The sequence below is a fragment of the Streptomyces sp. NPDC057565 genome (assembly GCF_042801455.1).
Taxonomy (GTDB): domain Bacteria; phylum Actinomycetota; class Actinomycetes; order Streptomycetales; family Streptomycetaceae; genus Streptomyces; species Streptomyces yanii.
The window spans coordinates 1-19,668 of the sequence record NZ_JBHVFU010000096.1; the positions used below are offsets into that span (position 1 = coordinate 1).

Genomic DNA, 19,668 nt, shown 5'->3' on the forward strand with positions numbered 1-19,668 from the left:
ATGTTCGGGCAGCAGCCGCAGTACGGGCAGCTGTCGCCTCTGGGCATGTGAGCACCCCGGTCGGGCAGCGCTCGTTGCCTTTTCTCCCTGTGGGGGAGCGGGCCTGCCCGGCCGGATACCCCGCCGCGCCGTGGCACGTGAGGGCCTCAGGCGCGGCGGGACGCTGGCCGGGGAGCTCATGGGCGCCCGCTTCCCGGCCGGCCACTGAAGATCCGGGGCGTACGACGACGCTTTACGTTGAGATGGCGGTTGGCTAAATGAGTGAGCAGGGCGGCAACGGTGTGAAGCCGGGCAACGGCAAGGGCGGGAAGAGCTCGCGTGCGCAGGGCGCGGCGGGCGAGGCCGAACAGCAGCCGCCGGCCGCGGGCGGTCCGGGCGGGGAACGCCGCGAGCGGCGGGAGGCCGGTGTGCCGGGTCGGGGTGTGCGGGCGGGGTGGGGCCGCTATCTGGTCGCGCCCCGACCCCTGGGACTGCTGGGCGGTGGGGTGCCGCCGATCGAGGCCTCGGCGCTGTTCAAGCTGCTGGAGGAAGACCCCGATGTGGAACCGGTGGCGCAGGTGCGCCCGTCGCGGTCGCGCGGGTTGGGGGCGATCGCGGAGCCGCATCCGGCCTGCCCCCCCGTCGCGGTGGTGAAGATGCCCCAGGAGCGGGCCCGCGCCCTGGCCGGGAACCCGCAGGTGGTCGTGGAGATCGACCAGCCGCTGTCCTACACCCCCATCCCCTCCGTGGGTGTGGGCCCGGTGCCGGTGATCGACCCCATGCTGGCAGTCACGCTGGAGGAGCCCGAACAGTTCACGCTGCGCGTGGTGGGCGGTGACGGGGATGCGGTGGCCGGGGCGCATGTGTGGGCGATCGGCACCGGCGGCCCCGTGCACGGCATCACCGGCCCGGATGGACGGCTGACGCTGACCCTGGCCGCGGACACCCCAGACACCCTGCAGGCCCTCTACGTCCGCCCGGTGGCCGGCTACTGGCCAGGCCGCACCGGCGCCCCCCAACCCGCGGGCAACGGGGAGGTGGTAGTTACGGTGCAGGCCCTGGCGGACACCTTCGAGGGCTTCCCCGGCAAGGCGCTCACCGGCTGGGGCAGCCAGGCGATGCGGCTCAACCAGATCCCGCCGACCTATCGCGGCGACGGAATTAAGATCGCGCTGCTCGATTCGGGGGTGAACACGGCCCACCCGGACCTCAAGAGCACCGTTGAGCACGGTCACGACTTCACCGGCGCCGGAAACGGCACCTGGGGCCTCGATGTGACCGGTCACGGCACCTGGTGTGCTGGCATCGTCGCCGCGGCGGACAACAACGCCGGCATCGCCGGGATCGCGGCGGAGGCCGAGGTGCATGCCCTGAAACTGTTCCCCGGCGGGCACCTCAGCGACCTGCTCGAGGCGGTCGACTACTGCATCACCCACGACATCGACATCGCCCAGATCAGCCTCGCCTACCCCGTACCATCCCAGCTGGCCGCCTGGAAACTCGCCGACGCGCACGCCGCCGGCATCAGCGTCATCGCCCCGGCCGGGGACACCGCCGGGCCTCTGACCCACCCGGCCGCGCTGCCGGGGGTCCTGGCGGTGGGGGCGATCGCGCACACCGGCACCTATCCCGTGAGCAGCCCGCTCACCGCGGTGCAGCCGCCGTGGCCCGGCCCCTACCCGGCACCGTTCACCCCCACCGGCCCCGGTGTGGACCTGGTCGCGCCCGGCGCGGCGGTCATCACCACCGCGCTCGGCGACGGCTATGCCGCCGTCGACGGCACGGCGATCGCCGCCGCGCACGTCACCGGCCTGGCGGCGCTGCTGCTGGCCCACCACGACCACTTGCGCACCCAGGCGGTGCCCCGCACCGCGGCCCGCGCCGACCTGCTGTACCTGCTGCTGCGCACCGCCTGCCAGCCCCTGCCCGGCGCCGATCCCCGCCTGGGGGCCGGGATCGCCGACGCTCCCACCGCCCTCGGTATCCCCGCCAGTTGGCAGCAGGACTACCGGGCCGAGGGATACGCGGCGGCGCACCAGCAAGGCTGACGGCGCGACGCGGTCACAGACTCCGTCCTGTGCCGTTCGGAAACTCGTCGCTGCTGGTCATGCTGCATATCGGCACTCGTTTGATGCCGCCGCCGAGCACTCGGGTGCGTCGGAGTCGGTGAGCGGTCAGGCCGATCACGGGCGCCGGATGCTTTTGAGTAAGGGGAGGAAGCTGTCCTCGAGCCTGGTGCGGGCGATGCTGGTTGTAGTGACGGGCGTAGGCGTCGAGGACGTGCCGGGCGTGAGTCTCGTTCCGGATCAGCATGGTCCAGGGCCTCGCGCCGCAGGGTCCCGATGGCCCGTTCGCAGTGGGTGTTCATCCGAGGAGCCCGCGGCACGGTCCTGACGACCTCGATCCCCTCGGCTGTGAAGGCCGCGTCGAAGGACACGGTGTACTTCGCGTCCCGGTCGCGGACCAGGAAGCTCAGCGAGTCGCTGCGTACGCCCAACTCGACGGCGAGGGGGCGGGCCTGCTGCACCGTCCAGGATCCCGTCGGATGGGCGGTCACCCCGGCGATGCGCAGGCGGCGTGTGCCGTGTTCGAGGAACACCAGGGCGTACACCGGCGCAGGTTGACCAGGTCGAGGTGGACGAAGTCGCAGGCGATGATGCCCTCGGCTTGCGCGGTCAGGAACTCTCGACACGTCGGGCTGCCACGGCGCGGGGCTCCAGCAGTGTGGCGCACGTGTGGATGAGACGGGTGAGGGCACTCATCTGCGGGCAGGCTGCGGTGGCAGCATCGATCCGTTCTCGTTGGTGGTCTTTGAGGTGGTCGGAGTGGGTGAGGCGGTAGCGGGCCAGCCGGCGCGGTGAGAGCGCTGGGCCGTCGGCCTCGGCGCGGCCCTGGTTGATGTACTTGTGGAGGAGGTCGAGGCTTCCTGGGTAGCCGAGTTCCTGAATCTCCCGGAACAGGTGCACGACCGGGACGGCCGGGTCATCCTCGCGGCGTCGGCGCAGGTGGTCGCGGTAGGGATCCACCAGCGTGGGCCGGTACTTGGGGGCGCGGATGAGCCGCTCGGGTTCCGGGACACGTGCGTAGCGCTTGACGGTGTTCAGTGCCAGGTTCAGGCGCCTGGCGCATTCCAGCAGGCCCACGCCCCGATCGAGGAGGTCGTGGACGTGGTGCCAGCGCTTGCGGTTGGTGGACGCCTGCTTGCCCTCGACCCACCTGCCGGTGCAGTCTCCGACTTCACCGGCGAAGCCCCGTACCAGACCCACTACACCTACGACCAGCTTCGCCACGCTGATCGCATGGGCAACCGGCCTCGACTGACTCCGCAGCCGGTCGAGAACCAGCCGCGACACCGTCCTGCGTGATCGTTACGGGACAAGTCTTAGGTTGGCGAGCATGACCATGCGGGGGTGGAGCTATCGCTATGTCGTTCAGGCCGACTTGAGGAGTCTCGTCCGACTGGACGGCGGTGGTCAGAGCATGCGTTCGCCAGCAGACTTCGGCGAATGGGCTTCGGCTCAGACAGCAGAGGAGTTGTCCGAGCCCTTCACCTTCGTTGTCGATCAGACCGGAGCCCTGCGGCTTGCACCGCGCCGCAGTGAGCACGTGGTGTGCGCTGGTGGGGAAGCGGTCCTGCCCCTGCTGGGCCCGGGTCTATGCATTCTTCCGCCGGTGGCGCGAGAACGGGCTGGTCCAAGAGTTCCATGACCGGCTGCGCGGGAAGGTGCGGGAGCGCGAGGGGCGCGAGGCGGAGCCGACTGCGGGGATCATCGACGCGCAGTCGGTGAAGGCCGCCGCCTCGGTGCCGGCCGCCTCACGCGGCTTCGACGGAGGAAAGCTGATCAACGGCAGGAAGCGGCACATCGTGACCGACTGCCTGGGCCTGCTACTGGTCGTGGCCGTGACCGCCGCGAACATCGGCGACCGGGACGCGGCCACCGGCCTGCTGGCCCGGCTGCGCGAGTTGCACCGGGACATCTGCCTGGTCTGGGCCGACGGCGGCTACACCGGAGCCCTCATCGACTGGGCTCGCGAAAGGCTTGCCCTGACCGTGGAGGTCGTCAAACGGACCGACAGCCAAGCGGGGTTCGTGGTGCTGCCGAGGCGGTGGGTGATCGAGCGCACCCTGAGCTGGCTGATGCATTCGAGGCGTCTGGCAAGGGATTACGAGACGCGACCAGCGAGGCAATGATCCTGTTCTCGATGATCACGCGAATGGGCCGCCGCCTGGCGAGGCCACACGCCTGCGGCCGGCACTGAACGCGCCCGACGCCTCCTGGAACAACCACCCCCGCTCGGCCAGGCGTTTCGCCTTCGACCGCACCCCCTCGACCTTCGCCGCCACCGCGGTGTCGATGCCCATCACCGCCGCAATGGTCCTCCCCGAGCTCAGACCGAAGCACCGGACACGCCGCAGGGCCGCCGTCGCGACGGCCACGACCGCCAGCCGTGTCCGCGCGGGCACAGTGAGGATCGGCCGACTGTCTGTCAGTGGCTGCCCTTATGTTGCGCCCGCAGCGATGGCATGGGCCCCGCCTGGCACCGAACGGGGAGTTGAGCGATGGCACGCACCGGCCGTCCACGTAAGGACCCCCGGAGGCGTGGCGGGGGAGCACGGGATTATCCGCCTGCTGAGGCCGGGGACTGCCGGAGATCCCGTCATCGGCGGTGCGGGCGGCCACTGAATTCGCGCCCCTTGCCCAGTCGGCCCCGTGTCGGAGCTGCGGCCTTCCGGGAGGCGCGCCGCCGTGCCCTCCGCCGCTCCGGCCGCGCGGGAGACGGGGCGCGTGCTCGCCGCAGCACACGGAACAAAATGTACGCACAATCCCGATGGGACTTCGCAGGTGGCTTGCATGTCGGAGCCGTACAACCTAGCTTGAATGTACGTACATTAGGCGTACGGGAGGGTTCCCTTGGTGACCAAGCAGCACCACAGGACCGTGATCATCGGCGGCGGGACCGCGGGTATCTCGGTCGCGGCGCGGCTCTGCCGTGCCAGTGAAAAGGACGTCGCAGTACTCGACCCGAGCCTTGACCACTACTACCAGCCATTGTGGACGCTGGTCGGCGGCGGACGAGCACCGCTGAAAGAGAGCATCCGTCCCCAGGAGACCGTCATACCGAAGGGTGTGCGGTGGATCCGCCACGCCGCAGTCGCCGTCGACCCCGAAGCCCAGGAGGTGACACTGGACGACGGCAGCACCGTCTCCTACGACCAGCTCGTGGTCTGCCCCGGCATTCAGCTGGACTGGGACCGCGTGCCGGGCCTGGAGGCCGGGCTTGGCAAGGACGGCCTATCCAGTAACTACCTGCCGCACACCGCCCCCGCGACCTGGCGCTTCATCCGCGAAACCCGCTCGGGCAGCGCGGTGTTCAGCATGCCCAAGGGAGCCATCAAGTGCGGCGGCGCCCCACAGAAGATTGCCTACCTCGCCGCCGACTACTGGCGCAAGCAGGGCGTCCTCGGCAGGATCGACGTCCACCTCGTGATCCCTGGCGCCGTTATTTTCGGCGTTCCGGAGTTCGCACGCGTGCTCGACGACGTGGTCCGCCGGTACGGCATCAAGGTCCACTATGGCAGCGAGGTCACCGAGGTGCGCCCCGAGGCCCGCGAGGTGGTCGTCACCGACCTGGGCACCGGGGGCAGGACGACCCTGCCGTACGACATGGCCCACCTCGTACCACCACAGAGCGCCCCGGACTGGATCAAGCACAGCCCACTCTCCGACGCTGACGACCCGGCCGGCTACGTCGAGATCGACAAGCACACGATGCGGCACGTCAGGTACCCCAATGTCTGGGCCCTCGGTGACGCCGGATCGTCCCCGAACTCCAAGACCGGCGCAGCCGTGCGCAAGCAGGCGCCCGTGGTCGTCGAGAACCTCCTCGCAACGATGAACGGCCGGGAACCCACGGCCTCCTACAACGGCTACTCCTCGTGCCCGCTGACCACGGCCCGCAACAAGATGCTGCTCGCCGAGTTCGACTACAGCGGGCAGCCCGCGCCGTCGATCCCGGTGATCGACACCATCCGCGAACGCACCGACATGTGGTACCTCAAGCGGCGCGGCCTGCCGTTCCTCTACTGGAACCTCATGCTTCGCGGGCTCGCCTGACCCGACACCTGAAAGCCGCAATCGGCCCGACCAGCGCACCGGCCGGGCCCGCCGGGCCGCACCCGCGGTCCGGCCCCAGCGACCGCCGCCATCAGGCGCCCGGCCGCCTTGCTGTCGCAGCGTCTGACCCTGGACCCGCGGACACACCGACACCCACCCACGCCCGGACCTGACTCGCCGGCACGCAACCACCACACATCTTCAGGAGGCCGTTATGACAAACCACACCGGACCGCTGGTCTTCGTGCAGTTCTATCTCGACTGCCTCTCCCACGCCTCGTACCTCGTCGGCGACCGCACCACCGGCCGGGCCGTCGTGGTCGACCCTCAGCGCGACGTCAACGACTACATCGCCACCGCCGAGCGTCACGGCCTGACCATCGAGCGGGTCATCGAGACCCACATCCACGCGGACTTCCTCTCCGGTCACCTGGAGCTGGCCGAGCGCACCGGTGCCCGGATCTCCTACGGCTCCGCCGGTACGCTCGACTTCGACACGGACCCCCTGGACGACGGCGAGCACCTCAGCCTCGGCGACGTCGACCTGGAGATCCTGCACACACCTGGCCACACCCTCGAGTCGATCTGCGTCGTCGTCCGCGAACACGCCGACGACGCCGTCCCCTACGGTGTTCTCACCGGCGACACGCTGTTCATCGGCGACGTCGGCCGTCCCGACCTGCTCAGTGCCCGCGGCCGGTCCGCCGAGGACATGGCCCGCGTCCTGTACCACTCCACCCGCGAGTGCCTGCTCACCCTCCCCGACGACACACGCGTCTACCCGGCGCACGGAGCCGGCTCGGCCTGCGGCAAGAACCTCTCGACCGAGCTGAGCTGCACGATCGGCAACCAGCGCCGCAGCAACTACGCCCTGGCCGACATGACCGAGGACGAATTCGTCTCTGCAGTGACCGAAGACCAGCCCGCCGCGCCCGCTTACTTCGCCTTCACATCCGTGCGCAACCGCCAAGCCCGTCCAGCCCTGGATGAGGATGCCCCCGTCCCCTCCCTGACCCCGGACGCCTTCATCGAGGCTCGGGCGGGCGGTGCCAGAGTTCTGGATACGCGGGACCCGGAGTCGTTCGCCTCCGCCCACGTGCCCGGCGCGGTCAACGTCCCCATCGGCGGTCGGTTCGCCGAGCTCGTCGGCGAGGTGCTCGATGCCCGGGACCGCATCATTTTGTGCGGCGATCCCGCCACTGCGCGTGAGGCCCGCAACCGTCTCGCCCGCATCGGCTTCGACCGCGTCCTCGGCGCCCTGACCACCGCGGTCGAGACTGTCGGTACTGAGTACCTGACCGCCGTCGTGCGCGTGGAGGCCGACGTCCTCGCCGGCCGACTCGCCGAGGGCACGGGCGGCTTCGAGCTGGTGGACGTGCGCGGCCTGGACGAGGTACGCGATAACGGCACCATCCCCGGCGCCCGCCTCATCCCGCTGCCCGAACTGATCGCCCGCCTGAGCGAACTGCCGACGGATCAGCCACTGACCGTGATCTGCGCGAGCGGTAATCGCTCATCGGTGGCCGCGTCCGTGCTGCGCGCCCGCGGCTTCGAGACCACCGACCTGCGCGGCGGCTTCTCCGCATGGCACGGCGAGGTTGCGCATCCCACCGACACGGCCCCGGGTGGCTTCCCGGCGTGAGTGTCCTGATCCTCGCTCTGCTCTGCGGAGCCATGGTCGGCCTGGCCCTTGGCGCGCTCGGCGGTGGCGGTGGGGTGCTCGCGGTACCGGCCCTGGTGTACCTCCTGGGCGTCACACCCGCCGACGCCGGGACCACCAGTCTGGTCGTCGTCACCGTTACATCCGTCACCGCTCTTGCCCGCCACTCCGGCACGGGCAACATATGCTGGCGCACCGGCGCGCTGTTCGCCGCGGCCGGTGTGGCACCCGCCATCGGAGCGTCCGTGCTCACGCACCGCATTCCGCAGGCCGTGCTGACCGCTGCGTTCGCCGCCCTGGCCGCTCTCGCCGCCGCGGCGATGCTGCGCGGTACCCGTATGGGGCACCGCACCCGTCGGGTTGCCGCGGCCGCGGCGGTTGCCCCGAAAGCCACCGCACCGGGGGCGGCCGTGGGGGCTGTCGTTTCCCGCTCCCGACGGCCCGGGTGCGCGGAGGCGACCGCCGCCCGGGCGGCACTACGAACGGCCGACGGGACGACCGCAGCCGCAAACGGCGGGGGCGGCCCCGTACCGGAAGACGCAGGTGGTGGCGACGCCGCCGACGCCCCCGGAGGGCCCGCCGACCGGGCCGGGCACCTGCGCACCGCCGTGGCCGGGGTCGGCCTCGGCGCGGTGACAGGGCTGCTGGGAGTCGGCGGCGGTTTCCTTGCCGTACCCGCCCTGATGTCCGTGCTCCGCCTGCCGATGCGAAGGGCCGTCGGCACCAGCCTCGTGGTCATCCTCATCAACTCGGTCGCGTCCCTCGCCACCCGCCTGGCGGCCGGAGGCACGTCCCTCGACCTCGCAGTCTTCGGCCCGTTCGTGGGCGCAGCCATCCTCGGCGCCTGGGACGGCAAGCGGCTGGCAGCCAAGCTCTCCGGCGCCGCCCTGCAGCGGGCCTTCGCCACCCTGCTGCTCGCGATGGCCGTGTTCATGCTCATCGACGTCTTCGTCTAAAGGTTCCTGCACGACCGCTGGCCGGTGCACCCCGCCCCGGGTGACGGCCGCTGCGGATCGGCTGCCGCCTGAGCGGCTGGCGCCCGAGCCCGTCGTGGGACCTCCGGCGTCCGGCGCCCGCCCTGTGGTCACCGGGCGCCGGCCACATCGGGTCGCCGCCCCTCCAGGGCCAGGCCAGCGCTCCGTCAACCGAGGAGCTCTCAGGTTTGCACCGTTCCCCCGAATGCACGAACATTCATCCTGTGTCAGCAGCATCCGCCCGACCCCGACCCCCAGGAGGGCGCTGGTGATCTCCCGCTCCGGCCCTCGCCTCCTCACCCGATCCGCGGGCAAACCGCTATGGGCACAGCTGCGCGCCGACCTGCTGCGCCGTCTCGAAGACGGCGAATTCCGCGACGTCTTCCCCGGCGAGCACGACCTCGTCGCCGAGTACCAGGTCAGCCGGCACACGGTCCGCGAGGCCCTCCGGCAGCTTCGTGCGGAGGGCCTCGTCACCGCCCAGCGCGGCAAGGTCTCCCGGTTCACCGCCAGCCGCCCGCTGGAACAGAAGGTCGGTGAAGCGTACAGCTTCTTCCGCTCTGTCGAGGAGGTCGGCGCCGTCCAGCGCAGCGCCGTACGTGTGCTCGACCAGCGCGCCGACGGCGTTATCGCCGCCCGTCTGGGACTTGAGGAATCCACACCACTCGTCTACCTCGAACGCCTGCGTCTCGCCGACGAGGAACCGCTCGCCGTCGATCGTGTTTGGCTTCCTGCGGACGTGGCCCGCCCGCTCCTGGACGTCGACTTCACCCGCACCTCGCTTTACGACGAGCTCGAACGCCACTGCGGCACCCGTATCTGCGGCGGCTGGGAGCGTATCCGGGCCGTCGTACCTGGCCGCGGAGAACGCACCCTACTCGACTGCCCCGAGTCCACCGCGTTGTTCGCGATCGACCGGCTCGGTCACGACGCTAGCCGACGCCCGGTCGAGTGGCGGCAGACGCTCGTCCGCGCGGATCGCTTCGCCGTCGCCGCCGCGTTCTCTGCCGACGACGGCTACCGGCTGGGCAGGGCCCCGGAGAGAGTCGGGAACATCCGTTTTTGATCACGGGATGCCGTGGAGTGTCACTTACCCGTGTAGTTGCAATATTTGCTGCCGGCCCTCAACTCCCGTCGCCTGCAGTCAGGTCGGAAGTTGATCTCAGTGGGTTGGGCGCTGCGGGGTGCTGGCCACCCCTGCCTCCCGACCGCTGAGCGCGGCGTCCAGGGTCTCCTGGGCCGTGCGCATCGCCTCGGCGTACTTCGGCTCGGACATTCGCTGCCAGGCAAGGTCCGGTGCGATGTGCTCGACCCGGCTCATCACCCACCAAATGTTGCCGAACGGGTCCCGCACGCTGCCGCCGCGATCCTGTGCCGTTCGTGACCCGGCGGGGGCCGTCGATGCGGCCGTGGCCGCGGTACAGGTCGGTGCCGATGGCCTTCACCCACTCGCCCTGCCCGGTGTCGTCCCAGTCATTGACGTAGTGGTTGCGGCGGGCGAAGACCCGGCCGGTGTCGGGCCGATCGGTGACGGCCTGCCGAGCGCCGTCCACCCGGTGTGCATCGGTGAGGGCGATGACCGGCCGCAGCAGCGCTTTGCTGGGGACGCAGGCCCAGTAGGCGCATTCGCCGCCGACCAGTTCACGTTCCACGACGGCCGTGGTGAGGCCGGCGGCGCGGGCACGGTCGGCGACGTTCGTGCCGACCGGGCCCGCGCCCAGCACAACCACGTCGTAGGCGCCGCGTTCCTGGTTCTCGTGTGCTTCGCTCATTGCTCCCTCGCGTCTGGTCGGACCGGACGGGGCCACGTCCCCAGCTCATGTAACCGCGCGGTGCGCACGCAGCCGTCCTACCTTGGCCGTAGGAGTCACCAACAGCGGCCATCGTGCCCCTGATTGCCCACGCAGAGGATCGGCTGGCAGGCGCCATCCTGCTCGGCGACAACCGCGCCGCAGGCCGGGTCATCCAGCTCTTCGACCGCTAAGAACCCGTCCCCTCCGATCGCAGACAGAACATACCCATCCGCAATAGCCCAGAGCCCTCGTCAGCAAGCTGTCACAGCCTCATGAACGATCGAAGCTAGCCCTGGGTCAAGCCTTGGCGATATACCTGCCCGGCATCGGCTCCGCGAGTGCTGTCCGCCATTCAGGCGAACCGAAGGCGTCCGCGAAGTACTGCGTCTCGTGCACCACGTGCCCGTGGACAAATTCCATGATGCTCACCGAGTGGGTGGGCACCCCGTCGTACGTGATGACGCACTCGCTCACCCACAGATCCCCGCTGCCGACGATCCGGTGGAGGGTGAAGTGCCGGCTGGCAGGGTGTCCGCCACGTTGCGCCGCAATCGTCGCGCGGCCCCGGAATCGTTCACCTGACTGGGGGTAGTCGAGGATCGCGTCCGCGGCGTAGATGGCGTGCTCGGCTTCGGTATCCTCACCTTCCGACGCCCGCCAGTGTTCCTCGAGCGCGGCCCTGGTCCGGATGTCAGCATCCATCGCACTGTCCCCTCTGCAGGCGGCCGGAGCGATCCGGGGACCTGGGAACACTTCGAGGCTTCCCCCAGGACGCCGGGCCGTTGAACGTAATGGGCAACGGTGACAGCGTAGATCGCCAAGGCAGCGAATCAGCTTTAGGACACTGCGGATCAAGATCGGACAACTCGTGATGCGTGGAAATCCTTGGTGCCCAGGCCGGCAGACGGGATCATCGGTGGCCGCGGTTCGCAGCGGCCCGAGACCGCGTTCATCGAGCTGGGCGAGTTCGCGCTCGTAGTCGTGCTGCTGCGGCACTAGTTGTATTGCCCTGTGAGGTTGGGGACGCGGCTGGCGGGTGGTTTGCCTGCGAGCGCGGTGTGTCCGCGGTGGTGATTGTAGGTGTGCAGCCACTGAGGGAACGCGTCGCGTCGTTCCTGTTCCGAGCGGTAGGGGCGGGCGTAGGCCCATTCGTCGAGCAGGGTGCGGTTGAGGCGTTCGACCTTGCCGTTGGTCTGCGGGCGGTAGGGCCGGGTTCGCTTGTGGGTGATCCCGGCGGCTGCCAGGGCGTTGCGCCAGGCGTGGGACTTGTAGCAGGCGCCGTTGTCGGTGAGGACGCGTTCGACGGTGATCCCGCACGAGGTGAAGAAGGTCTGGGCCCGTTGCCAGAACCCGGTGGCGGTTTCCTTCTTCTCGTCGGTGAGGATTTCGCTGTAGGCGAGGCGGGAGTGGTCGTCGACGGCGGTGTGGATGTAGCTGTAGCCGGCCCCGGACCGGGTCTTCCTGCCCGCTCGGCGGCCCAGTGCTTTGTGGCCGCCGCCGTCGGGGATGTTGCCGAGCTTCTTGATGTCCACGTGCACCAGTTCGCCGGGCCGGTCGCGTTCGTAGCGGCGTATGACGCGGCCGGTTGCCCGGTCGAGGTGGGTCAGGCGGGCCAGGCCGAAGCGGGTCAGCACGCGGTGGACGGTCGAGGGGACCAAGCCGAGCAGGTGGGCGATGCGGGCCGGTCCCCACCGCCGCAGGATCCGGACCTTGATGATCCGTCGTTCGGTCCTCGTCGGGGTCCGGCGTGGGCTGGTGTGCGGACGGCTTGACCGGTCCGTCATGCCCGCCTCGCCATACAGCCGGTAACGGTCCGCCCATCGCTGGGCTGTCGTTGGTGAGACCTGGAAGCGCTCGGCCGCCCGCCGCAGAGGCCAGCCGTCCTCGACGACGCAACGGGCCAGACGCAGACGTCCGGTCTCGGTCAGGGGTGCATTACGGTGAGGCACGAGGGCCTTTCTGGTCGCCGGTGCAGATGTCGCAATCCACACCAGGCCAGAAGGCCCTCACCCATTTCAAGATCACTCAGCCGTGAACTCCGTCACCAACCTCCATGGACAGAACAACTAGGGCGCGTATCGAGTCGTGATCAATTTGCGAGATGTGCCTTCGTGGCACGGTCCGGTCCGATAGACGGTCTTACGTGACGCGAGTGCAACTGACCGATCCGGATTGGGTGTTCATCGAGCCGTACCTGCCGATCGGCGAGTACGGCCCGTACCCCGAGCGACTGCGGCAGCAGTTCGAGGGCGTGATCTGGCGGTTCAAGACGGGCGGGCAGTGGCGGGAGATGCCGACGGAGTTCGGCGCCTGGTCGACCGTCCACAACCGCTTCCGGCAGTGGCGTGACGCCGGCGTCTTCGAGGCCCTGCTGGAGGGCCTGATCACGGAAGCCGCGAAGCGGGGTGAGGTGGACCTGTCGCTGGTCAGCATCGACTCCACCACCGCCCGAGCCCACCACGACGCGGCCGGGATGCACCTCGACGAGGACGTCGTCACCGCCCTGGAGAAAGCCGCGGCCGAGGAGGAGAAGGCCAGGTCAAAGGGGGCGGCCTCGAAGAGCAAAACGGGCAAGAGACCGAAAGTGATCCCGCGCTGGAAGAACGACGACGCATCCGGCGTCGGCGGAAACTCCGACTGAAGGCCGCCCTCCTCGGACGCTCCAGAGGCGGGCAGACCAGCAAGGTCCACCTCGCCGCCGACCGCAAGTGCCGTCCGCTGGCGTTCATCCTGACCACAGGCCAGGCAGCGGACAGCCCGCAGTTCATCCCTGTCCTGAAGAAGGTACGGGTACGCGGGCCCGTCGGCCGACCCCGCATCCGGCCGGACGCGGTCGCCGGGGACAAGGCGTACTCGTCCCGCGGAAACCGCGTCCACCTGCGCAAACGCCGTATCAAGGCGGTCATCCCGGAGAAGAAGGACCAGGCCGCCAACCGGAAGAAGAAGGGCTCCAGAGGTGGCCGACCCGTCAGCCACGACGCCGATCTCTACAAGGAGCGGAACACCGTCGAACGCCTGATCAACAAGCTCAAAGCATGGCGAGGCATCGCCACCCGATACGACAAGACTCCCGACAGCTACCTCGCCGGTCTCCACCTGCGCGCCTCGATGATCTGGATCAAGGACCTCACCAGGACCACCCGATGATCACGACTCGATATACCCCTAGGTGACGCGCTGAGGTGCCGGACGCCAAGGGCGGGCAGGAGTTGCGTCAACGGTCAACCAGCCGTGGACGCGGGGCCTCACCCGTGGATTCCGCGTCGGTGCCGACCGGGCCGCGGGGAAGCATCCAGTCTAGCCATTTCGGCAGCCACCAGTTGGTCCGGCCGAGGAGTGTCATGGTCGCCGGTACCAGCACCATGCGGACGACCGTGGCGTCGATGAAGATCGCGGTGGCCAGGCCGAGCCCGAACATCTTGGCGGAGGGGTCCTCGGCGACGGCGAAGGACAGGAAGACCGCCACCATGATGAGCGCGGCCGACGTGATGATCCTGGCGGTACCCGCGACGCCCTCCACGATCGCCGTGCCGTTGTCGCCGGTGCGCACGTATTCCTCACGCACGCGCGAGAGGAGGAACACCTCGTAGTCCATCGACAGGCCGAACAGGATGGCGAAAAGGAACATCGGGATGAACGACACGACCGGCACCGTCGCTTCCAGCCCGATGAGCGCGCCTCCCCAACCCCACTGGAAGACCGCGACCATGACCCCGTAGGCCGCGCCGATGCTCAGCAGGTTCAGCAGCACCGCCTTGAGCGGTACGACGACCGAGCGGAAGACCGGCGTCAGCAGCAGGAACGAGAGCGCCAGCACGGCGGCGACGAACACCGGCAGGCGTTGGCTGGTACGTCCGCCCACGTCGGACAGGCTCGCGGCGGCACCGCCGACGTGGGCCCTGGCCGGGCCGTCCCCGATCGCCGTGGGCAGCACCTCGCTGCGCAGCCGGGCGAGGGTGTCGGCCGTGGCCTCGTCCTGAGGGCTGGTGGTCGGGAACACCACGAGGGTCGCGATGCCGGTGGCCCGATCGACGTGCGTCGGCGCGACGGACGCGATGCCCGGATCCGCCGCGACCGTTGCGACGAGACGGTCCAGCACGCCCGGATCACCGGCGGGGTCCGCGGCGATGACGAGGGGACCGTTGGTGCCGGGCCCGAACCCCTCGGCGACGAGGTCGTAGGCCCGGCGCTCGGTACGGCTCTGAGGCAGCGACCCGTCGTCGGGCAGGCCGACGCGCAGGCCGAGCACCGGCAGCGTCGCCGTCAGCAGCAGCCCCGCCGCGCCGACCGCGTACGGCACCGGGTGCCGGCTGACGTGCCCGATCCAGCGACGCCACCCGGCGGCGGGGACGGCGCCCGCCTCCGTGTCCCGCCGCCGGCCGAATCGGCCGAGCCGCCCCGCCCGAAGAGCCCGGGCGATCCGACCGGCCCGGCCCAGGCGCGGGCCGGCCGCGCCGAGGAAGGCCGGCAGCAGCGTCACCGACGCGAGCACCATGGTCAGGACGACGATCGAGACGGCGAGCCCGCCCACCGTCATGAACGGCACGTTCGCGACCGCCATGCCGAGGATCGACACGACGACGGTGCCGCCGGCGAAGACCACCGGCCGCCCCGCCGTGGCCACCGCTCGCCCGGCCGCCTCGTGCGGATCAAGCCCGCGCGCGAGGTACTCCCGGTGCCTGGCGAGCACGAACAGCGCGTAGTCGATGCCCACTCCGAGCCCGACCATGCTGCCCAGGACCGGTGCGAAGGTGGGGACGTCCGTCACCCCCGCCAGTACCGTCATCGTGGCGACCCCGACGGTCAGCCCGAAGACCGCCATGCCGATCGGCAGCGCGGCGGCGACGAGCGAACCGAACGCCAGGAACAGGATCGCGGCCGCGGCGAGGAGGCCGATCAACTCGCTCACGCCGCCGTCGGGGTCGGAGAAGGCGTAGAAGAGGTTCCCGCCCATCTCGATGCGCAGCGGCATCTCGGCGCGCAGCCGGTCGCCGAGTTCGACGAGGGCGTCGAGGTCCTCGGCCGACAGCCGGCTCTGGTCGGGGTACTGCACCCGGACGACCGCGATCCGCCCGTCGGCCGAGACGAGGCCGCCGCGCACGGCGGTGTCCCCGCCCGCGTCGAGTGCCCCCGCCGGGTCGCTCGTGCCGAGCACGTGCGGCAGCCGCTTCACCTCGGCCCGCAGCCGCGTGAGAGCGGTGCGCGCGCCGTCGTCGTCGAAGAACGTCGCATCGCCGTCGAGGGGGGTGACGACCACGTGGGCGGTCATCCCCTCCTGGCCGGTGCCTGCCCGCTCGATCAGTTCCGCGGCCCGCTGGGAGTCCAGTCCCGGAGCGGTCATCGAGTCCGCGGTCCGCCCGCCGAAGGCGACGGCGGCGAGGACGGCGAGCGTGGCGGCGATCAGCCATGCCGCGATCACCCGCCAGGGATGGCGGGCGGCGCTTGCGCCCAGGCGCAACAGGGCTTTCGAGAGCATCGGGTCCTCCAACCACCTCGTCGGCCGTCCTTGTACGGCCGCCGATGCCGAGGCTCGTCGCCACGGCGCTCCGCGGCATCGGCCCGCGGGCCGCGGATCCGTCGGCCCCAAGTCGGAGTGACGGCCCGTCCTTTCGGCCGATGCGCGGCACGCCGCGGTCCCTAGGCTGAGAACCGTGCTGCGAGACGACCTGCGAACCCTGTGGACCGAACCCCGGCCGCCCGACGCGCCCGCCCGGGTGCGTCGGGACTGGGCGCTGCTCGCCGCGGGCCTTGCCGGTGTGGCGCTGGAGGCCACCCTGCGCGAGAACGTCGTGTGGCGGCCGGTGGCGGTGGTGTTCGCCGTATGGCTGTGCCTGCTGCCCCTGTGGCGCCGGACCCGCCCTCTGGCGATGGTGACGCTGGCGTTCGGCTCGGTGATCCTGCTTCCGGTGGCCTCGCTCGTCGCCGCACCGCGCGAGCCCGTCGGCCTGTACACCGGCGCGGTCGTGCTCGTGCTGGTGTACGCGCTGCCCCGGTGGGGATCGGGACGCGAGATCGTGCTGGGCGGCGCGGTGATCCTCGCGGTCGGCGCGCTGTGTGTCGTCACGGACGAGACCCCGGTCGTCGAAAAGGTCGTGGGCTTCGTCTTCCTGCTGCTGCCCGGCGTGGTCGGGGCTGCCGTGCGGTTCTGGGTGACCGCTCGCGAGCGGCAGTTGGAGCAGGTGCGCTCCCGCGAGCGCGAGCAGCTCGCCCGGGAACTGCACGACACGGTGGCCCACCACGTGTCGGCCATGGTGATCATCGCCCAGGCGGGCCGGGTGCTCGCGGGCACCGACCCGTCCGCCGCCGTCGAGGCGCTGGAGGGGGTCGAGGAGGAAGGGGCGCGCACGCTGGAGGAAATGCGCGCCATGGTCGCCGCGCTGCGCGACCGCGGGGTCGGCGCCGAGCTGGCGCCCCCTGCCGGAGTCGCGGATCTGGAGCGCCTGGTGCGCACCCCGGGTGGTCGCCTCAGGGTCGACCTGGGGCTCGACGGCGAACTAAACGCGCTGCCCCCGGCCGTGGACGCGGCCGTCTACCGGATCGTGCAGGAGTCGGTGACCAACGCGCTGCGCCATGCGGTCGACGCGACCGAGCTCGTCGTTCGGGTCGCCGCGGAACGGCACACGGTACGGGTGAGCGTGCGCGACAACGGCCGGCGCACCGGCCGGGGTCGTGACGGATACGGACTTACCGGACTGCGCGAGCGCGCGACCCTGCTCGGCGGCACACTACGAGCCGGCCCGGGTACCGACCGGGGCTGGCATGTCGAAGCCGAACTGCCGAGAGCGAGGAGCGAGAGCGGTGTCCATTCGCGTCCTCGTCGCTGACGACCAGACGATCATCCGCACCGGGTTGCGGATCATGCTGAACGCCCAGCCCGGCATCGAGGTGGTCGGCGAGGCCGCCGACGGGCGGGAAGCGGTACGTCTGGCCCGCGAACTGCGCCCCGACGTCTGCCTGTTCGACATCCGCATGCCCGTACTCGACGGGCTCGAGGCCACCCGGCTGGTCGCCGGCCCGGGCGTCGCCGACCCGCTGGCCGTGGTCGTCATCACCACGTTCGACCTCGACGAGTACGTCTACGGCTCACTGCGTGCCGGCGCCCGCGGATTCCTCCTCAAGGACACGGGACCGGACCTTCTGGCGCAGGCCGTACGGTCGGCGTCCGACGGTGAGGCGCTCATCGCGCCCAGCGTCACCGTCCGTCTGCTCCAGGCATTCGCGGACCTGCCCGCCGGCCGGCCCGTGGCCCAGCCGGTCTCCCCCGTCACCGCCCGCGAGGAGCAGGTGCTCCTCGCCGTCGCTCGCGGGCTGACCAACACCGAGATCGCCGATGCACTGCACATCAGCCTCAGCACGGTGAAGACGCATCTGGCCAGCCTGATGGCCAAACTCGGCGCCCGCAACCGGGTCGAGATCGCGATGTGGGCCTACGAAACGCGCCGTATCCTCCCCGGAACCTGAGCCGGGTGCCGGGCCATGTCCCATGAGTCCCCGCCCGGACATCAGTGCACCGGTCGACTCACGTCGGCTCCACGTGCCTCACCCGCCCCAGAGCGTGACGTACCAGGAGGCCGGAACGGGGATGGTGAGACACCCGATACGACAAGACTCCCGACAGCTACCTCGCCAGTCTCCACCTGCACGCCTCGATGATCTGGATCAAAGACCTCACCAGGACCACCCGATGATCACGACTCGATACGCGCCCTAGGACCTGTCTGGTAAATGATCTCCGGTCGCTGGCTGCCTCTGCTTGACTGATCGCCAGTAATTTGGCTGCTCGGTGCAGCCGCTCGAAGGGAACCACCGTGGGCGTCGAGATAGAACTGCATGCCGACCGGCCTGTCCTGGACTGGGATCGGTCCAGAGGGACTTTGATCCGTGGGTCGTACGACCATGGCGACAAGCTGTCCGACGTGCTACTCGGCATGGGTGAGACCCATCAAGGCAACCTTGCGCGTGTGGATCCTTACGGGGACACGTTGTTCAACGAGCAACAGGCGCAAGCTGCACTGCGTGAGGTGCCTGCCCTGTTGCAGCAGTGTTCGGAGCCATCCCAGACGGCGGCGGTCCTTGACCTTGAGGGGCTGCTGCAGTCCTGCTCACAGACCCCAGGCAGCTACCTATGGTTTGTCGGCGACTGATCATCGTGTTTCGCGAAGCCAGAGAATGAGTGACGCGAGGTGAAGCCCGGCCCGGTAGCGGGCAGCCAGCTTGTCGAACCGTGTCGCGATTGCGCGGAACTGCTTGAGCCGATTGAAGCAGCGTTCGACGACGTTGCGGGCCTTGTAGAGCTCGCGGTCGAAGGCTGGCGGCCTGCCGCCGGCCCTGCCGCGCCGCACGCGGTTGGCCTTCTGATCGGCTCGTTCGGGGATCACCGCCCGGATGCCCCGCCGCCGCAGCGTCCGACGGGTCGCGCGGGACGAATATGCTTTATCGGCGATGACCGCCTCCGGCCTGCAACGCGGCCGCCCGGCGCCGTCTCGGGGAACCCTCACCAAGTCCAGGACCGCGTCGAAGGCGGTGGAGTCGTTGACGTTGCCCGGCGTGACGAGGACGGCCAGGGGCAGGCCCCGGCCGTCGCAGGCGAGGTGGACCTTGGTGGTCAGCCCGCCGCGGGACCGGCCGAGCGCCTGACCAGCCGCCGCGCGTTCCGGATCTTCCGGTTCGTCCCCCGTCGGCGCCCCTTTTTGCGGGCGCCGGCGGCGTGCTGGTGGGCACGGTTGATCGTGGAGTCGACCGACACGGTCCACTCCACCGCCCCGACCGCATCGTCGCGGACCTGGACCTTCTCGAGCAGGCGGGCCCAGGTCCCGTCCGCCTCCCAGCGGGCAAACCGCTCATAGACCGTCTGCCACGGCCCGAAGCGTTCCGGTAGATCACGCCACGGAGCACCCGTCCGCAACCGCCACAACACCCCGTTGATCACCTGCCGGTGATCCCGCCACGGACGACCCCGCCCGTCAATACCCGGCAGCAGGGGCGCTATCCGCTCCCACTCCGCATCCGTCAGCTCACCACGACCCACCACAAGATCAATTATCAGACACGTCCTAGTGTCCTGAGTCTTTGATTCGGTTTAGATATCCGGTGAGGCGTTCGAAGATCTCGTCGGCGGTCTTCGTCCAGACGAAGGGCCTGGGGTT

The 19,668-nt window shown here is 70.0% G+C and carries 15 protein-coding genes and 3 pseudogenes; 10 read left to right on the top strand and 8 right to left on the bottom strand.

Annotation, left to right across the window (positions count from 1 at the left end):
- Window positions 1-257: 257 nt before the first annotated feature.
- Window positions 258-2,027, top strand: a complete 1,770-nt coding sequence (locus ACFU8W_RS49395; RefSeq protein ID WP_384052415.1) for a S8 family serine peptidase — start codon at window positions 258-260, stop codon at window positions 2,025-2,027.
- Between the two features lie 57 nt (window positions 2,028-2,084).
- Here ACFU8W_RS49395 and ACFU8W_RS49400 read toward each other — a convergent pair.
- Together ACFU8W_RS49400 and ACFU8W_RS49405 are read right to left on the bottom strand one after the other, a co-directional pair.
- Window positions 2,085-2,694 (bottom strand): annotated as a pseudogene (locus ACFU8W_RS49400) (integrase core domain-containing protein); the annotation flags it as partial.
- A pseudogene (locus ACFU8W_RS49405) lies at window positions 2,688-3,188 on the bottom strand (ISL3 family transposase); the annotation flags it as partial. The pseudogenes ACFU8W_RS49405 and ACFU8W_RS49400, both read right to left, overlap by 7 nt.
- Before the next feature lie 389 nt (window positions 3,189-3,577).
- On the opposite strand from ACFU8W_RS49405, the gene ACFU8W_RS49410 reads away from it, so the two are divergent.
- Window positions 3,578-4,171: an IS5 family transposase gene (locus ACFU8W_RS49410; protein WP_384052416.1), complete on the top strand. Its 594-nt coding sequence runs from the start codon at window positions 3,578-3,580 to the stop codon at window positions 4,169-4,171.
- Window positions 4,172-4,186: 15 nt separating this feature from the next.
- On the opposite strand, the gene ACFU8W_RS49415 is transcribed toward ACFU8W_RS49410, so the two are convergent.
- Window positions 4,187-4,444, bottom strand: coding sequence for a hypothetical protein (locus ACFU8W_RS49415; RefSeq protein WP_384052417.1), 258 nt, complete (start codon window positions 4,442-4,444; stop codon window positions 4,187-4,189).
- Between the two features lie 448 nt (window positions 4,445-4,892).
- Between ACFU8W_RS49415 and ACFU8W_RS49420 the strand changes: the two genes are divergently transcribed.
- The 4 genes from ACFU8W_RS49420 to ACFU8W_RS49435 all read left to right on the top strand — a co-directional run bounded on the left by ACFU8W_RS49420 (window position 4,893) and on the right by ACFU8W_RS49435 (window position 9,795).
- The gene (locus tag ACFU8W_RS49420) at window positions 4,893-6,095 is read left to right on the top strand and encodes an FAD/NAD(P)-binding oxidoreductase (RefSeq protein ID WP_384052418.1); all 1,203 of its coding nucleotides are present in this window, start codon (window positions 4,893-4,895) and stop codon (window positions 6,093-6,095) included.
- 214 nt (window positions 6,096-6,309) lie between these two features.
- Window positions 6,310-7,737, top strand: coding sequence for a rhodanese-like domain-containing protein (locus ACFU8W_RS49425; protein ID WP_384052419.1), 1,428 nt, complete (start codon window positions 6,310-6,312; stop codon window positions 7,735-7,737).
- Window positions 7,734-8,711: a sulfite exporter TauE/SafE family protein gene (locus ACFU8W_RS49430; protein ID WP_384052420.1), complete on the top strand. Its 978-nt coding sequence runs from the start codon at window positions 7,734-7,736 to the stop codon at window positions 8,709-8,711. Before ACFU8W_RS49425 ends, ACFU8W_RS49430 begins: the two co-directional genes overlap by 4 nt.
- A gap of 286 nt (window positions 8,712-8,997) precedes the next feature.
- Entirely contained in the window at window positions 8,998-9,795 is a 798-nt protein-coding gene (locus ACFU8W_RS49435; protein WP_384052421.1) for a GntR family transcriptional regulator, read from the top strand.
- Window positions 9,796-9,853: 58 nt separating this feature from the next.
- Here the strand turns inward: ACFU8W_RS49435 and ACFU8W_RS49440 are convergent, their stop codons facing one another.
- The 3 genes from ACFU8W_RS49440 to ACFU8W_RS49450 all read right to left on the bottom strand — a co-directional run bounded on the left by ACFU8W_RS49440 (window position 9,854) and on the right by ACFU8W_RS49450 (window position 12,471).
- Window positions 9,854-10,501 carry an FAD-dependent oxidoreductase gene (locus ACFU8W_RS49440; protein WP_384052422.1) on the bottom strand — a complete coding sequence of 216 codons (648 nt, stop codon included), beginning with the start codon at window positions 10,499-10,501 and terminating at the stop codon, window positions 9,854-9,856.
- A 318-nt stretch (window positions 10,502-10,819) separates the two neighbouring features.
- Window positions 10,820-11,224 carry a nuclear transport factor 2 family protein gene (locus ACFU8W_RS49445; protein ID WP_384052423.1) on the bottom strand — a complete coding sequence of 135 codons (405 nt, stop codon included), beginning with the start codon at window positions 11,222-11,224 and terminating at the stop codon, window positions 10,820-10,822.
- Between the two features lie 293 nt (window positions 11,225-11,517).
- Entirely contained in the window at window positions 11,518-12,471 is a 954-nt protein-coding gene (locus ACFU8W_RS49450) for an IS481 family transposase (RefSeq protein ID WP_384052424.1), read from the bottom strand.
- 194 nt (window positions 12,472-12,665) lie between these two features.
- On the opposite strand from ACFU8W_RS49450, the pseudogene ACFU8W_RS49455 reads away from it, so the two are divergent.
- Window positions 12,666-13,669 (top strand): annotated as a pseudogene (locus ACFU8W_RS49455) (IS5 family transposase).
- Window positions 13,670-13,736: 67 nt separating this feature from the next.
- On the opposite strand, the gene ACFU8W_RS49460 reads toward ACFU8W_RS49455, so the two are convergent.
- Entirely contained in the window at window positions 13,737-15,998 is a 2,262-nt protein-coding gene (locus ACFU8W_RS49460) for an MMPL family transporter (protein ID WP_384052425.1), read from the bottom strand.
- A gap of 175 nt (window positions 15,999-16,173) precedes the next feature.
- Here ACFU8W_RS49460 and ACFU8W_RS49465 point away from each other — a divergent pair, with 175 nt between their 5' ends.
- The 3 genes from ACFU8W_RS49465 to ACFU8W_RS49475 all read left to right on the top strand — a co-directional run bounded on the left by ACFU8W_RS49465 (window position 16,174) and on the right by ACFU8W_RS49475 (window position 18,666).
- Window positions 16,174-17,346: a sensor histidine kinase gene (locus ACFU8W_RS49465; RefSeq protein WP_384052426.1), complete on the top strand. Its 1,173-nt coding sequence runs from the start codon at window positions 16,174-16,176 to the stop codon at window positions 17,344-17,346.
- Window positions 17,321-17,983, top strand: coding sequence for a response regulator transcription factor (locus tag ACFU8W_RS49470; RefSeq protein ID WP_150497990.1), 663 nt, complete (start codon window positions 17,321-17,323; stop codon window positions 17,981-17,983). Before ACFU8W_RS49465 ends, ACFU8W_RS49470 begins: the two co-directional genes overlap by 26 nt.
- 347 nt (window positions 17,984-18,330) lie before the next feature.
- The gene (locus tag ACFU8W_RS49475) at window positions 18,331-18,666 is read left to right on the top strand and encodes a hypothetical protein (RefSeq protein WP_384052427.1); all 336 of its coding nucleotides are present in this window, start codon (window positions 18,331-18,333) and stop codon (window positions 18,664-18,666) included.
- Here the strand turns inward: ACFU8W_RS49475 and ACFU8W_RS49480 are convergent.
- Window positions 18,667-19,550, bottom strand: a protein-coding gene (locus tag ACFU8W_RS49480) for an IS5 family transposase (protein ID WP_384052428.1) whose coding sequence is annotated in 2 segments (ribosomal slippage) — window positions 18,667-19,205 and window positions 19,205-19,550 — 885 coding nt in all. Because the reading frame shifts where the segments join, the coding sequence is not laid out codon by codon here.
- Window positions 19,551-19,668: the final 118 nt, after the last annotated feature.

Coding starts and splice junctions, on each gene's coding strand:
- ACFU8W_RS49460 (WP_384052425.1), bottom strand. CDS start 15,998: ATGCTCTCGAAAGCCCTGTTGCGCCTGGGCGCAAGCGCCGCCCGCCAT.
- ACFU8W_RS49395 (WP_384052415.1), top strand. CDS start 258: ATGAGTGAGCAGGGCGGCAACGGTGTGAAGCCGGGCAACGGCAAGGGC.
- ACFU8W_RS49440 (WP_384052422.1), bottom strand. CDS start 10,501: ATGAGCGAAGCACACGAGAACCAGGAACGCGGCGCCTACGACGTGGTT.
- ACFU8W_RS49425 (WP_384052419.1), top strand. CDS start 6,310: ATGACAAACCACACCGGACCGCTGGTCTTCGTGCAGTTCTATCTCGAC.
- ACFU8W_RS49445 (WP_384052423.1), bottom strand. CDS start 11,224: ATGGATGCTGACATCCGGACCAGGGCCGCGCTCGAGGAACACTGGCGG.